Annotated in this window: 10 protein-coding genes; 3 read left to right on the forward strand and 7 right to left on the reverse strand. The window is 65.5% G+C overall.

Annotation, left to right across the window (positions count from 1 at the left end; all coding sequences use genetic code 11):
- Positions 1-52: 52 nt before the first annotated feature.
- The 3 genes from LC060_RS15870 to LC060_RS15880 are packed head-to-tail and all read right to left on the reverse strand — an operon-like array spanning position 53 to position 2,927.
- Positions 53-703, reverse strand: a complete 651-nt coding sequence (locus tag LC060_RS15870) for a cysteine hydrolase family protein (RefSeq protein WP_226637198.1) — start codon at positions 701-703, stop codon at positions 53-55.
- A complete protein-coding gene (locus LC060_RS15875) occupies positions 696-1,820 on the reverse strand; it encodes an LLM class flavin-dependent oxidoreductase (protein WP_226637200.1) in 1,125 nt (374 codons plus the stop codon). Before LC060_RS15875 ends, LC060_RS15870 begins: the two co-directional genes overlap by 8 nt.
- A 36-nt stretch (positions 1,821-1,856) precedes the next feature.
- Positions 1,857-2,927, reverse strand: a complete 1,071-nt coding sequence (locus LC060_RS15880; protein WP_226637202.1) for a ribokinase — start codon at positions 2,925-2,927, stop codon at positions 1,857-1,859.
- Between the two features lie 96 nt (positions 2,928-3,023).
- On the opposite strand from LC060_RS15880, the gene LC060_RS15885 reads away from it, so the two are divergent.
- Both LC060_RS15885 and LC060_RS15890 read left to right on the forward strand, forming a co-directional pair.
- Positions 3,024-3,854, forward strand: a complete 831-nt coding sequence (locus LC060_RS15885; protein ID WP_226637204.1) for an oxidoreductase — start codon at positions 3,024-3,026, stop codon at positions 3,852-3,854.
- On the forward strand, positions 3,854-4,528 hold the full coding sequence (locus tag LC060_RS15890; protein ID WP_226637208.1) for a cysteine hydrolase family protein: 675 nt from the start codon (positions 3,854-3,856) through the stop codon (positions 4,526-4,528). Before LC060_RS15885 ends, LC060_RS15890 begins: the two co-directional genes overlap by 1 nt.
- 40 nt (positions 4,529-4,568) lie before the next feature.
- On the opposite strand, the gene LC060_RS15895 is transcribed toward LC060_RS15890, so the two are convergent.
- The 4 genes from LC060_RS15895 to LC060_RS15910 all read right to left on the reverse strand — a co-directional run bounded on the left by LC060_RS15895 (position 4,569) and on the right by LC060_RS15910 (position 11,628).
- Positions 4,569-5,663 (reverse strand): TauD/TfdA family dioxygenase, encoded by a 1,095-nt coding sequence (locus LC060_RS15895; protein WP_226637209.1) that lies wholly within the window; start codon positions 5,661-5,663, stop codon positions 4,569-4,571.
- Positions 5,664-5,943: 280 nt separating this feature from the next.
- Entirely contained in the window at positions 5,944-8,223 is a 2,280-nt protein-coding gene (locus LC060_RS15900) for a xanthine dehydrogenase family protein molybdopterin-binding subunit (protein WP_226637210.1), read from the reverse strand.
- A complete protein-coding gene (locus LC060_RS15905) occupies positions 8,220-8,675 on the reverse strand; it encodes a (2Fe-2S)-binding protein (protein ID WP_226637211.1) in 456 nt (151 codons plus the stop codon). Before LC060_RS15905 ends, LC060_RS15900 begins: the two co-directional genes overlap by 4 nt.
- A gap of 256 nt (positions 8,676-8,931) precedes the next feature.
- Complete coding sequence (locus LC060_RS15910; protein ID WP_226637217.1) at positions 8,932-11,628, reverse strand: TonB-dependent receptor; 2,697 nt, start codon at positions 11,626-11,628, stop codon at positions 8,932-8,934.
- 463 nt (positions 11,629-12,091) lie between these two features.
- Here LC060_RS15910 and LC060_RS15915 point away from each other — a divergent pair, with 463 nt between their 5' ends.
- Positions 12,092-14,131 (forward strand): tetratricopeptide repeat-containing sulfotransferase family protein, encoded by a 2,040-nt coding sequence (locus LC060_RS15915; protein ID WP_226637218.1) that lies wholly within the window; start codon positions 12,092-12,094, stop codon positions 14,129-14,131.
- The last annotated feature ends 116 nt before the right edge of the window (positions 14,132-14,247 follow it).

Raw genomic sequence — 14,247 nt, forward strand, 5'->3', positions numbered from 1 at the left:
TCTCGGGAGGCTGGCCGGGCGTGCCGCTGTGCAAGGCCCGGCCCGCCGCGCATCAGGCCAGCGCCTCGTGCACGGCCGCGCTCGTGGTCAGAAGACCGATGTTCTGCGCCAGCACGTCGAGCGTACTGGCGTGCAGATGCTCCTCGTAAGCCACGCAGGCATCGCTCACGAGGAACACGTTGTAGCCCTTATGAAAGGCCGTACGCGCGGTGCTGTCGACGCAGCACTCGGTAGTCATGCCGCTCATCAGCAGCGTGTCGATGCCGCGGGCGCGCAGCTGCGCATCGAGATCGGTTCCGTGAAAGCTGTCGAAGAGCAGCTTTTCGATCTCGATGTCCCCCGCTTGCGGGGCCACGCGGTAATAGTCCGCCCCGCCGCCCTCGGCCCGGCAGATCGCCTCACCGCCCGGCATCCCGCGCCGGACCATCAGGGTCTTGAGCGCATCGCTGTCGGTTTCCGGGCGCGTCACCACGCGCATGAAGGCAACCGTGCCGCCTGCACGGCGCATATCCGCGATCAGATCCTCGATCCGATCAATGGTCGTCGCGATCGGCGCGAAGTCGCTGCAGAACGTGCCTGCTACGCCTTCGGGCGAGGCAAAATCGACCTGGATGTCGACGACGACGAGCGCCGTCTTTGCCGGATCGATCATGCCTGCAAGATCAGGGCCCGCAACGTGGGGCAGATCGGCCACTTCAGGCATTCGAGCCGACCGCGATCTTGCCCGGGAAGCGCTCTCGCAGGACAGGCAGGACTTCCTTGCCGAACTTGGGTATCCCGGTGACGTAGTCGTCGAAGATCAGCATCAGGCCATCGGTCCCGGCCACCTCGAACAGCTCGGTCAGCTGCGCTGCAACTGTCTCGGAGGAGCCCGCGATGTGCGCCGACATGAAGCTGGAGCGCGCCTTGCGGGTGAAGTCGTTTTCCTTGCCGATTTCATTATCGAGGAACCCGTAGGCGCGCATCATGCCTTCCAGCGCGCCTTCGTCGAACCCGTCGGCGTAGTGCTTCGCCTTGGCCTGCGCCTCCTCGTCGGTTTCGCCCAGCACGATGGTCATCATCGAATAGGTGCGCACGAAACGCCCGATGCTGGCGGCATCCTCCTTGGCGTCCTTGCTGGCCTGCGCCAGTTGCTCGGCATCGCCGCCCGACAGGAAGATCGCGTCCATCTCCTCGGAGGTGAAGCGCATGCCCTTCTTGGACGAGCCTGCGCACACGAGAAATGGGCGCTTCTGCGGCTTGGGCCAGGACTGGCAGTCCTCAAGCTTGACGTAGGTGCCGTCCATCGTGACCGAATTCTCGGCCCACAGGCGCTTGATCGCAGTGACCCATTCCTTGGCGAGATCGTAGCGCGCGTCGTGGTCCACGCCTTCGGGCCAGGCCCCCATCTGCGAGAACTCGCCCTTGTAGGAGCCGGTGACGACGTTGAGCCCGGCGCGTCCGCCCGAAATCTGGTCGAGCGTTGCGATCATCTTGGCAACAACGCCCGGGTTCTGGAGCAGGGTATGAACCGTGCCCCAGGTCTTCACCCGGCTGGTCGCCTCGGCAAGACCGGCAATGGTCATCACCGAATCGAGCGAACTGTCCCAGTGGTGCGTCTCACCGCCGTAGCCGCGGTACTTGGCCATCGCCATGATGAAGTCGAACCCGGCCTCCTCGGCCAGTACACCGCATTGGCGGCAGTAATCGTAGGAGCCGTCGATCTCGGGCTTGTTCTTCGAGATGATCCAGCCGCCGTTGGCGATCGGCAGGAAAATCCCGAGATCCTTGCCGCCCGTATCGGAAGGCACGCCGAATTGGGTCGGTTGCAGTTCAGCCATCACTTTGTCCCATCGTCTCTCTCGTGTCTCGCCCCATCAAGGTAGGATGGCGGCCGACCGGTTCTTGATTGGCAGCGCATGTTCTGTTGCCGGTTCGGAAAGCAGGTCGGAAACCACCGCGCGCGAGGGCATCGAGGGCGCGGCCCCATGCGAAAGCGTGGAGAGCGCCGCCGCCGCGCAGGCGAAGGGAACCGCCTGTTCGAGCGTGCGCCCCTCGTCAAGCAGCGCGGCCAGCGCCCCGCAGAAACAGTCGCCCGCGCCCACCGTGTCGACCGGCTGCACCGGGATCGAGGGCACATGGACAAGGCTCCCCTGGCGCACGATCAAGGCGCCTGCCGCGCCCAGCGTCACGATCGCGGCCTGATCCTCGCGGCAGAACAGCGTGCGCGTGCGTGTCGCCAGCGCCGCCATCTCGACGTCCTCGCCCGGCAACGGCGCGCTGACCTGCGCGGCTGGCGCGTAGACGTCGAGTTCGGGACGGTTAAGGACAAGGATATCAACGTGCGCGAACAGCGCCTTGGCCTCGACCAGGGCGGGCGCGGTGTTGAGGATCCGCAGCGCCCGACTCTCGGCCAGAAGCGAGGCGAGCGCCGGGACCGGCACCTCGAGCTGCGAGAGCAGCACCCCGCTCTCCACCGGCGCGCAGCCTTCCAGCCGCGCATTGGCACCCGAGACGACGATGATCTGGTTCTCGCCCAGCGCATCGACCGCGATGTAGGCGGTGCCGGTCGCCTCGCCGGGAAGCGTGCGAATACCCGCGACGTCGATGCCTTCCATGGCCAGACGCTGGACCATCCATTTGCCCGAGTCGTCCTCGCCGACCGCGCCCACGAAGTGGACCTGCGCCCCCATGCGGGCCGCGGCCACGCCCTGGTTGGCGCCCTTGCCCCCCGGCAGGCGGGCGGTGGCTTCGGCCAGAACCGTTTCGCCCGGCAGCGGCAGGCGCTGGAGCGAGGTGATGATATCAATGTTGATCGAACCGACGATGTGAACAGCCAAGTGCGCGCCCCGTCCCGTTACCCAAAAAACCTTGCCGAAAATGCCGCGAATGGCATTGCAGCCCGACTGGTGCAGCATGGGTTGCGCGCGCTGGTCAAGCGTGGGCACGGGCGGTGCGCCCTCGCACAAGATTTGCGGGCGCCAGCGCAAAGAGGATGCACAGGGCCACTACCTAGTCTCAGCGCCAACAAGGAGACCTCAGACATGACGAACTGGCTTATCACGGGCATCGGCGGCGGGCTTGGCCGCGAACTGGCAAAAGCCGCCCTCGCGCGCGGGGACACGGTCGTGGGCCTTACCCGCAAGCGGGAGGATGCAGAGCTGACCGCCCTCGCACCCGAGCGCATGCACATCGTCCAGGTCAATCTCGCCGACGAAGCCTCGGTCGAAGCGGCCGTCGCGCGCGCGCAGATCCTCACCGGCGGCATCGACCGGCTGGTCAACAACGCCGGATACGGCCTTGTCGGGGCAATCGAGGAAGTCTCCATCGAAGAGGCCCGCGCGCTCTTCGAAATCAATGTCTTCGGCGCCCTGCGCATGATCCGCGCCGTGCTGCCTGCGATGCGCGCGCAAAAGCGCGGCCACATCGTCAACGTGACCTCGGTCAGCGGCCACGCGCCCTGGGCCGGAACCGGCATCTACGGAGCCAGCAAGTACGCTCTTGAATGCATCGGGCAGACGCTTGCCCAGGAGGTCGCTCCCATGAACATCGGCGTCACCAACGTCGCACCGGGCGGCATGCGCACCGAGTTTGCAAGCGGCAGCCTCACCATCGCCGCGCGCGACATTGCCGAATACGACGAGGTCGCCCACTTCGCCCGCCGCTCGCTGACCGAGAATGCGGGCACGGAAGCAGGCGATCCCGCACGCGCTGCGCAAGCGATCCTGGAAGCGCTCGATGCCCCAGAGCCGCCGCTGCATCTGCTTCTGGGCGAGGATGCGCTGCATTACGCGAGCGACCAGCACGCCCGCGTCGCGCAAGACATGCAGACCTGGGAAACGCTCGCGCGCTCCATCGCCTTCGCCAAGGCCTGATGCATCCGTTCCACCTGCCCGACTGGGCCGTCGCGCGCGGCCAAGGCCTCAACCGCTTCGACGCGCTCGAACCGGGCGCGACCGCGCTTGTCGTCATCGACATGCAAAGCGCGTTCGTGGGCGACGGCGAGGTTTTCGGTAAGGCCAGTTCGCGCGCCACGATCCCGGCGATCAACACGCTCTGCGCCGCCTTTAGAGCCCTCCGCGCGCCGGTGATCTGGACGCGCCAGACCGTCAGCGACCGCGCGCCACTGGCCATGCCCAGTTGGCAGTACAATCTCACCGATCCCGAGGTCGCCCGTGCGGTCGAGGCCCTGCGGCCCGGCAGTTCCTCCCACGCGCTGCATCCCGCGATGGACTTTCACGAGGGCGACGCCCTTCTCGACAAGTATCGCTACGGGGCCTTCTCGTGCCCCGATGGCGGGCTTGCCCGGGCCCTGGCGCGGCGCGGGATCGAGATGGTGGTCTTGGTGGGCACACTCACCAATGTCTGCGTGGATTCGACCGCGCGCGAAGCCAACATGCGCGGCTACAAGGTGCTGGTTGTCGCCGATGCCTGCTCGGCCGTCACCGATGCCGAGCAGGACGCCGCGCTTCTCAACCTTCGGCTCAACTTCGCCGACGTAAAGCCTTCCGCACAGGTCCTGGAAATGACGAAGGGCGCCGCTCCTTGAGGAACGGCGCCCTTGCAGTTGGGACCTCTTTACCCCGCGCTCATTCGATGACGCGCGGGACGGACATGCCGTAAATGTCGAAATGGGCTTCGGGATGCTCGGGCGCGCCGTCGCGCGGGGCCGAGCGGACCTGGACGACGCCGTTCTTGCCGAACCCGTCAACGACCGGACGCCCGGCATCGCGGCTCAGCCACAGGCGCAGCAGGTGGCGGCGGCGCTGCGGTTCGGGATAGTCCCAGAACGTCGTGCGCGCGTGAAGCGCCGCGTAGTTGGAGAGCCACTGGATGTCGCCGGGGCGGAAATCCATCTCGATGGCCATGCCCTCTTCGTAGGTGATCGTGTCGAAGAGTTCGAGCACCTCGATCTGCTCCGGCGTCAGCTTGGGCACGCCCTCATACTCCTGCGCGGTCAGGATGTAGAGCGAGCCCGCGTACATCGAGAACACGCCGTCCACGAGGCTGACAATGGGCGATGTATACGTGTCGGCCGGCGCGCTGTGATCCTGCTTGCGCCAGTCCCAGTGGAAAGGCTCCAGGAGCAGCGGGGCCAGATCGGGACGCCGCTTCAGGATCTCGTTGTAGATCTGCGCGCCCGAGACGAGGCACGAGGCGCCCCCTTCCTTGGCCGGGCGCAGGCACATCAGCGAAACGATGTCCGAGCTGTCCGAGTGGTACACCAGCTTGTCGCGCACCTTGGCCGAAAGGGCGGTCGGATCGTCCATCGTCTTGTCTGAGGTCGCGTAGACATGGTCGATGAGATCGCCCATCTCGTTCTGGCGGATCGGATCGCCCATATGCAGGCCGAGGATATAATAGATCGCCGCAGAGAACGCGTCGGAATAGAGATAGGTGCGAAGACCGCGCACGAGCACGAACCCGCGCCCGTAGTCGACGTCCGCGCCCCATTCCTTCACCGCATCCGCACAGGCGACGAGCGGATAGTCCGAGGCCTGCACGGTGCGAAGGTCCGGGTTTTCATCCAGGAAGCGCTTGCCCAGCTGCTCCAGTTCGAGGACCTGCGCATCGGAGAGAAGGTAGATCCACTCCCCCGACTTCACCAGTTCATCGCCGCGCCAGGCAGCCGCGGTGGTAACCGGAGGAATTGCCTCCATCGACGCGGACGGATTGGTGGCCATGCGCTGATCCTTGCTCCTTGAAAATGCGGTCTGTGTTACGGGCAGACTAGCCGCGCAGTCAGGGCAAGACTTGTCGCGCGATGTTCAAAAAGTTGGGTAAGCCCTGCAGTGAAGAATCAGCAAGAATTTGATTCAAGGAGTTATTACCCCTTGACCCCATAACGGGAGACCTCACCAATCTCAGCCACCCGGGCGCATGCAAGGTGAGGTCGCCAGTTTGGGGAGCCCGAGGGCGATGGCCCTCGGACCCTTATTCTTGCTGTCTTGCTGTCTTCCCGCCTTACGCCTCGAAGCTTTCTTTCGAGAGCGGCATCACGCGCACGCGCTTGCCGGTGAGGACCGAAACCGCGTTGGCGACGGCGGGCGGGATCGCGGGCAGCGGCGGCTCCCCGATACCACCCATCTCCGCGCCGCTTTCGACGATCTTCACGTGGACCTTGGCCATCTGTTCGGGGCGCAGGATCTGGTAGACATCGAAATTGCGCGCGACCGGCATCCCGGCCTCGTATTCGGCCCCTTCGACAAGGACCTGCGACAGGCCCAAGGCCACGGCCGAATTGACCTGCGCCTCGACGATGGCCGGGTTGACGATGCTGCCCGGATCGATGGCTTCCCACACGTCATGGACCACGACCTGCCCGTCCTGGATGGAAACTTCGGCAACCGCCGCCGCTTCCGATCCGAAGGGCGAGGCCATGGCGATACCGCGCGCGCGGCGCGTGCCATCGGCTGCCGTGAAGGGCCCGCGCTTCCAGCCGCCCGAAAGTTCGACCGCCGCGTTGAGGAGCGTCGTCAGGCGCTCGTTGCCCTCCAGCAGTTTCAGGCGCAGCGCGTAGGGATCCTTGCCGCCAGCATCGGCCATTTCGTCGAGGAAGCTCTCGTAAAAGAAGTCGTTCATCGAGTTGCCGACCGAGCGCCAGTAGGCGAGCGTGGTCGGGTTCTTGACGAAAAGCTGCGCGATGCGCCGGTTGGGGATCGCGTAGGACTTGGCGGTAATGCCCTCCAGCGCGGATTCGTCGAGCTTCTCACCGCGCTTGTTGGCAATGCCTTCACCCGGGCCCTCGCACACGCTGACAACGTCCAGACCGACCGGCCAGCCATCGGCATCGAGCGCGCCCTTGAACTTGACGACCGCCATCGGGCGCATCGGATCGCGCAGGAACTCCTCCTCGCGGCTCCAGATCACCTTGACCGGACGCCCCGTCGCCTTGGCGAGCGCGATGGCGTGGGGATAGGGATTGCCCCAGGTGTACTGGAAGTGGCGCCCGAAGAAGCCGCCCAGCAAGGGGCTGTGAATGTTGATCTTCTCGGGCGCGAGGCCGGTCTTGGCAGCAATTGCCGCCTGGAAGATCTCGGGCCCCTGGTTGGGCATCCACAGGTCCAGGCTGCCGTCGTCATTGAAACGCGCGAGCGTCGAGGGCGGCTCCAGCTGGGCGTGGTGAAGGTACTGGCTGGTAAATTCGCCTTCCACGACCTTGGCCGCCGAGGCAAAGGCGGCTGCGCTGTCGCCCGCGGTCTCGGCTTCCTCGCCGCGCCCGGTCTGGCTGGAGAGGTGCTGCGTGAAGGCATCGGTCGCGAAATCGGCGGGCATGTAGCGCACGTCCTCGCTCTCACCCGGATCCTGCCAGTCGACATCGAGCGCATCGACGGCCTGGCGTGCGTGCCACCAGTACGGGGCAACCACGGCCACCGCGCCATCGAGCGTGTGCACCGAGTGAACGCCCGGCATCGCCTTTACTGCCGCTTCGTTGCGGATGGCGCCAGGCTGGAGGCCCAGACGCGGCGCGTGCTGCACCGCGGCCTGAAGCATGTTCTCGACCTGGCTGTCGATGGCGTACATCGCCTGGCCCGTCGACTTGGCGTGCATGTCGATGCGCGCGACGGGCTTGCCGATCCAGCGGAAGTCCTTGGGATCCTTCAGCGAAATACGTCCCGCTTCGGGCACACCCATGTCAAGCGCGCCCTCGGCCAGTTCGCCGTAGCTGAGTGAGCGGCCCGAGGCGGCGTGGATCACCTTGCCCGGCTCGGTCGTGAGCGTGTCGGCGCCGACGCCCAGGCGCTGCGCAGCCGCACTGACCAGCATCGCGCGGGCCGAGGCGCCCAGACGGCGCATCGTGTCATAGCTGGTGCGCACCGACATCGAGCCGCCGGTGATGCGCATGGTGCCACCGAACATGACCTGGAAGACCTTGCCCGCAGGGGCGGCTTCCACCTCGAAGACAGCCGGGTCCATGTCGAGTTCCTCGCCCACGATCTGCGCCATCGCGGTGAAGGCCCCCTGCCCGCCTTCCATGAAGGGGCTGAGGAAGCGCACCGTGTTGTCGGGGCGGATTTCCAGGAACGCGGGCACGTCGAGCGCCTTGGGCGCAGGCGCGGCCGGGCCCTGCGCGCGCGCCGGACCGACGGGGATCCCGAAGCCCAGGACGAGCGCGCCCGTGGCGACGCCTGCGCTGCCCAGAAGGAAGCGGCGGCGGGAAAGGTTTACAGGCTTTGCGGGCGCAGCGAAGCGCTCATCGCCGCTGCCGTTCGCGGGACCATCGAGGAAGATGCGGGCCATCATGCGTTCTCCTGTCCGGCAAGGTCGCTCAGCGCGGCGTGAATGGCGTTGTAGGTGCCGCAGCGGCACAGGTTCTGCATCGAGGCGCGCACGTCCTCTTCGCTCGGCGCCGCATTTTCCTTGAGCAGCGAGACCGCCGCCATGACCTGGCCCGACTGGCAGTAGCCGCACTGAGGGACCTGGTGCTTGACCCAGGCCTCGACGACCTTCTGGCCCACCGCGTCCTGTTCCATCGCCTCGATGGTGGAGACCTTGCTGCCTTCAAGGCTGCCGACCGGCGTCACGCACGAACGGGTAACGACGCCATCGACCAGCACCGAACAGGCGCCGCACTGCGCAATACCGCAGCCGTACTTGGTGCCGGTCATGCCCAGCACGTCGCGAAGTGCCCACAGCAGCGGCATTTCGGGCTCGGCGTCGAGCTCGCGCATCTCGCCGTTGATCTCAAGCTTCATGGTCTTTCCCCTGATAATTCTGTCGGCTTCGTGGCCGTCCATCGCAGCGGCGGCGCGTACCTGTCGTCCAACCCGGCCAAAAGGAATACGCAATCGTTTCGCGCGAGACAACGCCCCAACGCAGGTGCGCAGCCCCTGGGCCTCTAGAGACTCCCCCGCCCTCGATCAATTTTCTTTCAAGCCCCTGAAAAAATGGCTCCCTCCCGGGGTGCAAGACCACAGGAGGGAGCCGTTCAGGTCGTCAGAGACGGATGGTTCAGAACTTCTGCCCCCAGCGCAGGCCGAAGAACTGCGGCTTGATCGCGAAGGTGCGCGACGAGCCCGAGCAGAAGGTAATCGAACAGAAGGTGTTCTTGGTCAGCTGCCCGCGCTTGTCGAAGGCGTTCTGGATGAACAGGTCGAGCGTCCAGCCATCGCGCTTGAGGCCCGCCGAGAAGTCGAACGAGACGAAGCCGGGCGTGTTACCGAGCAGCGCGTTGTTCGCGACGTTGAGGTCCTGCGTAGCGCCGGTCTGGTAGTTGGCCGAGCCCATCAGGTAGGCATCCATCCCGCCCAGGAACGTGTCGTAACGCACCGATGTCGTCCCCTTGAAGCGGGGCTGGCGCGGCAGGCGGGTGCCGTCCGCGGCCGCGACCTGCGGCGTGGGCGGATAGGAATCGGGCACATAAGCCCCGGCGGTACAGCTTGAAAGCTGCGAGATCGACATGGCCACCGGATCGAGCGCGAAGTTGCAGAAGTTGCCCTTCAGCTTGGCATCGTTGAACGCGCCCGACGACGAGATCGTGACATCGCCCAGCTTCAGATCGGCATCGTATTCGATGCCCTTCACCTCGGCCTTGCCGGCATTGCCGGTCATGCCGGCGCCCTGCGTGCCCGACACGACGACGCTGTACTGAATGTTGTCCCAGGTTTCGTAGTAGACTGCCGCGTTGAAGCGGAAAATGTTGCCCCAGGTCGTCTTGAAGCCGATTTCGTAGTTGGAGAGCGTTTCGGAATCGTAGGGCTGCACCGTCACCAAACCTACCCCGTTCACGCGCAGGGCTCGGTTGTAGCCGCCGGGACGAAAGCCGGTGGAGTAGGTGGCGTAGACCATCTTGTCGGTATCGATCTGCCAGTCGAGCGCGATCTTGTGGGTCTCACCCGATTCCTTGTACGAACCGTTGGCGTTGATGCACGAGAGGCGCTCCATCGGGAACGGCACCGAACAGCCCGCGCCTGCCGCCGAGGCCGCAACGCCGCTGAAGCCTTCCGACTTGAAGCTGGTCCAGAAGAAGCGGATGCCACCCGTGACCTTGAGGGTCGGCGTGATGTCGTAGTGCCCTTCGGCGAAGAGCGCCTTGTCCTTCCAGTCGTTGTTGCGTTCCGAAAGGTAGAAGGCATCGTACTTCACCGCGCGCGAGCCCAGGATCATCGTGCCCATCGGATCGCCGTTGGGATTGATGACGTCGCTGGTGTCGAAGAACGGCGTGCCATCATCGTCCCAGGCGATGCCGTACATGCCCGGAACACCGAGCAAGCCGCCCGCGACGTCGCCGCCACCGGCCTGGGTGTAGCCCATCATGTCGGCGAGCCCGTGGGTCGCGTACTGGTCGTTCGTCTGCTCCTTGCGCGACTGGTAGAAGCCGCCGAAGGTGACATCGAAGGGCCAGCTCGACGGGGTGGTCACGCGCAGTTCCTGGGTGAACTGCTTGTCGCGCGTCAGGCCCTTATAATACTGCTGCGGGTTGATAAGCCCGGTGCAAGCCATGTCCGCACCCGCGCCCGAACAGCTCGCCGGATCCCAGAACTGCAGGTAGCTTTCGTAACCCGGGCCGAAGCTGTCGTAGGTGACGGTGTAGTAGGTGTAGTCGTTGCGCAGGTTCACCTTGCGGTTGAAGTACCCGGTTGCCGAGACCACGTCCCAGTCCCCGATGTGGCCATGGATCGCGAGCTGCGCCTGGTACCACTTGTCGTTCTGGCGGGTGAGGTCGTAGTCGTGGACTTCCAGATCGCCCACGCGCGGATCGTAGCCGAAATAGCCATAGGCGATCTGGCGCTGCGCGGTGACTTCGGGGCGGATTTCCCAGCCCGGTGCCGGCTCCCACAGAAGCTGGAGGCGCCCGCCCACTTCGTAGATCGGGTTGTAGTCGTTCTCGGCAATGTCGCCATTGTCGAGCGTATAGCTTGTGGCCGGGTTGAGGTCGCCCAGCTCCAGCGCAAGCGAATCGCCCACGTTGTTGAGGCCATTGTTGGCGACATTGTCGATGAAACCGCCATCATGGCGATAGTAGCCCATCGCGCGCACGGCGAGCGTGTCGCTCACCGGAATGTTCACGTAGCCCTCGATCTGCTGGCCAAAATCGCCCGAGCCGTACTTGTTGAGCTCGGCGTTGTAGCCCCACTCGAACTCGCCAATTTCGGGCTTCTTCGAAATGAAGCGGATCGTGCCCGCGAGCGAGCCCGCGCCATAGAGCGTGCCCTGCGGCCCTGAAAGCGCCTCGATGCGCTCGATATCATAGACGTGGATGTCGGGAAGGTCGGTGCCCGCGATGGGAATGTCATCGAGATAGTAGCCGACCGAGGCATAGGCGCCACCTGCGGGCACGATGCCGCGGAAATACGGGGTCTGACGGCCCGGCCCAAGCCCGGCGATGGTGACCGAGGGAAGCAGGTTGGCAAAATCCGAAAGGCCGTTGATCTGGCGCGCCTCCAGCTTTGCCTCGCCCAGCGCCTGGATCGAGATCGGCACCTTCTGGACGCTCTCCGAAGTGCGCGTCGCGGTCACGACGATATCGCCGAGCGAGGACTGCGCCTGGGGCGCGGCCTCGGGGGCCGGCGCGGGTGCCTCGGCGGCCGCCGCCGGCACGTCGTCCTCGGCGTAGGCCGTTCCGGCTCCTGCGAGCGGCGCGACGATCGCGGTCGTGGAAAGAAGGCACACGGCGTTCCACCGGCGCACACGGGTACGAATACTCATACTGTTGGAGTCCCCCTATTTCCCTGAAATTCGTGCGTCTCCTCCCCCAAGAAGACTGCCCGCTTGGCGCGGGTCCCCCCATTTTCACGAATAGTGCGCCCGCGACCTTTTGCTGGCCCTTGCAGACGCACACCTCCTGCCCCGAAGTCGCCCTCGGGTTCGCAGGTGCAACTTGCACCTACAAAGAACTCGTATTGAAAAATTCGTCCGGACGCGTTCGCTATTGCACAAACTTGAACGCCTGTCCTAGATTGAGTAAACCGACACGACCCGATCCTGTCAAGCGCCTATCGGTACGAATTTTGGAGCTTTATTTCGTGCTTGCCGAAGCCGGGGAAATGATGATCCTGAAGATGTGCATGTGCACACGTAAAAATGTTCGCAGCCGCGCAACTTCACCCGCGCCGCGACGCCTTTGGCAATCGGGCCTGCCTCTCGCAGAAAGGACATAGACCGCCAGACCATGACCGGATCGACGACTGAGGCCGCCCGTCCCGTTTCGCCCGCACGCGCTCTGCCCCGCATCGCCGCGCTTATCAGCAGCGCGCCCGCCCGGGCTCTGGCCGAAGCCGAGAACCTGCTGCAGACCACGCCCGGCCTTGGCCCAGCCGAACTGCTTGCCTGCCAGGCGCTGCGCCAGCTTGGCCGCACGCAAGAGGCGTTGTCCCGGCTCGAAACGCTCGCACGCCGTGACACCAGGGTACCGGCCGTACTCTGGGATCTGGCCCAGACCGCGCTCGCCGCGAACGCGAGCGCGACGGCCATCTCCGCGCTCGAACGCCTGACCGCGCTGCAGCCCGGCATCAGCCACGGCTGGTTCCTCCTCGCCAGCGAACTGCGCAAGGCCGGAAGGGCCCAGGACGCCTGGCGCGCGGACATCTCGGGCGTCCACGCCTCGGCGGGCGATCCCGAACTGGTCGACGCGGCCCTCGCCATGAACGAGGGACGGCTGGACGAGGGCATTGCCCTGCTGGAAGCCCGTGCGGCGCGGGGCGGCGAGGATGCCCCCTCGCTGCGCTTGCTGGGCGAACTGCACTGGCGCCGGGGCGACATGAGCGAGGCGCTCGACTATTCCGGACGCGCACTCGAACGCGCGCCGGGCTTCGACCTTGCCCGCGATTTCCGCATCCGCCTGCTACTCCAGACCAACCGCCTGGACGACGCGCGCCGCGAAGCCGAGATTCTGGTCGAATCCCCGCTTGAGAACCCGGCGCATCGCCTGCTCCTCGCTTCGGTGCTGGTGCGCCTGGGCGAACACGAGCGCGCCTGCGACCTTTACCGCGCGCTGCTCGATCTCAAGGCCGACCAGCCCCAGCTCTGGCAGAACCTGGGCCATGTTCTCAAGACCCTGGGCAAACAGGCCGAGGCCATCGCCGCCTACCGCGAGGCTGTCGCCCGCCAGCCCTCGATGGGTGAGGCCTGGTGGAGCCTCGCCAACCTCAAGACCGCCCGGCTCGGGGCCGAGGACATCGCCGCGATGGAGGCCGCTCTGGCAACCTTGCCCGAGGACGGCGACGAGCAGGCCGAAGACCGCTTCCACCTGCACTTCGCGCTCGGCAAGGCGCTGGAAGATGCCAAGGACTACGCCGCCTCGTTTCGCCATTACGATGAAGGCAACCGCCTGCGCCGCGCCCGCGTACCCCACGATCCGGAAGCCTTTTCCGCGGAAGCGACCGCCACGGCGCAGACCTTTACCGCCCCCTTCCTCGCCACGCTGGGCGACGGCGGATGCCCGGCGCCCGACCCGATCTTCGTGGTGGGACTGCCACGGTCAGGCTCGACGCTGGTCGAACAGATCCTCTCCAGCCACAGCCAGGTCGAAGGCACGCTCGAACTGCCCGACATGATGATCATCGCCAGCCGCCTGCAGGCGCGCGTCGACGAGGGTGAGTTTGCCGATTTCAAGACCATGATCGAAAGCCTGACGGCGCGCGACCGCGTGCGCCTGGGCGAAGAATATCTTGAAGGCACGCGCGTCCACCGCAAGAGCGATGCGCCGCTCTTCATCGACAAGATGCCCAACAACTGGCAGCACGTTGGCCTTATCCGCACGATCCTGCCCAACGCGAAGATCGTGGATGCGCGACGCCACCCGATGTCGTGCTGCTTCTCAGGCTGGAAACAGCACTTCGCGCGCGGGCAGACCTTCACCTATGACCTCGCCGAGATCGCGCGCTACTACCGCGACTACGTGGGGTTGATGGCCGCCTACGATGCCGCCGCGCCGGGCGCTGTTCACCGCGTGATCTACGAGGATATGGTGCGCTCCACCGAGGCTGAGATCCGCCGCTTGCTCACCTACCTCGATCTTCCTTTCGAGGAAGCCTGCCTCCACTTCCACACCAACGCGCGCGCGGTGCGTACGGCCAGTTCCGAGCAGGTACGCCAACCCATCTTCACCACAGGGCTCGACGCCTGGACCCACTACGCCCCCTGGCTCGCGCCCCTCCAAGAGGCGCTCGGCCCGATCGAGGCGATCTACCCCGAACCTCCCGCACGCTGAGAGCGCTCTCACCCGCAGGACGGGCAAGACACTGTATTTACGTGCGCAGCAAAGGGGCCTAGGGCGCCCCTCCGGCCCCGTTTCACCTTCTCGGGTACACGCGGACCGAGGGAAGA

The organism is Novosphingobium profundi (assembly GCF_020524485.1).
Lineage (GTDB): Bacteria > Pseudomonadota > Alphaproteobacteria > Sphingomonadales > Sphingomonadaceae > Novosphingobium > Novosphingobium profundi_A.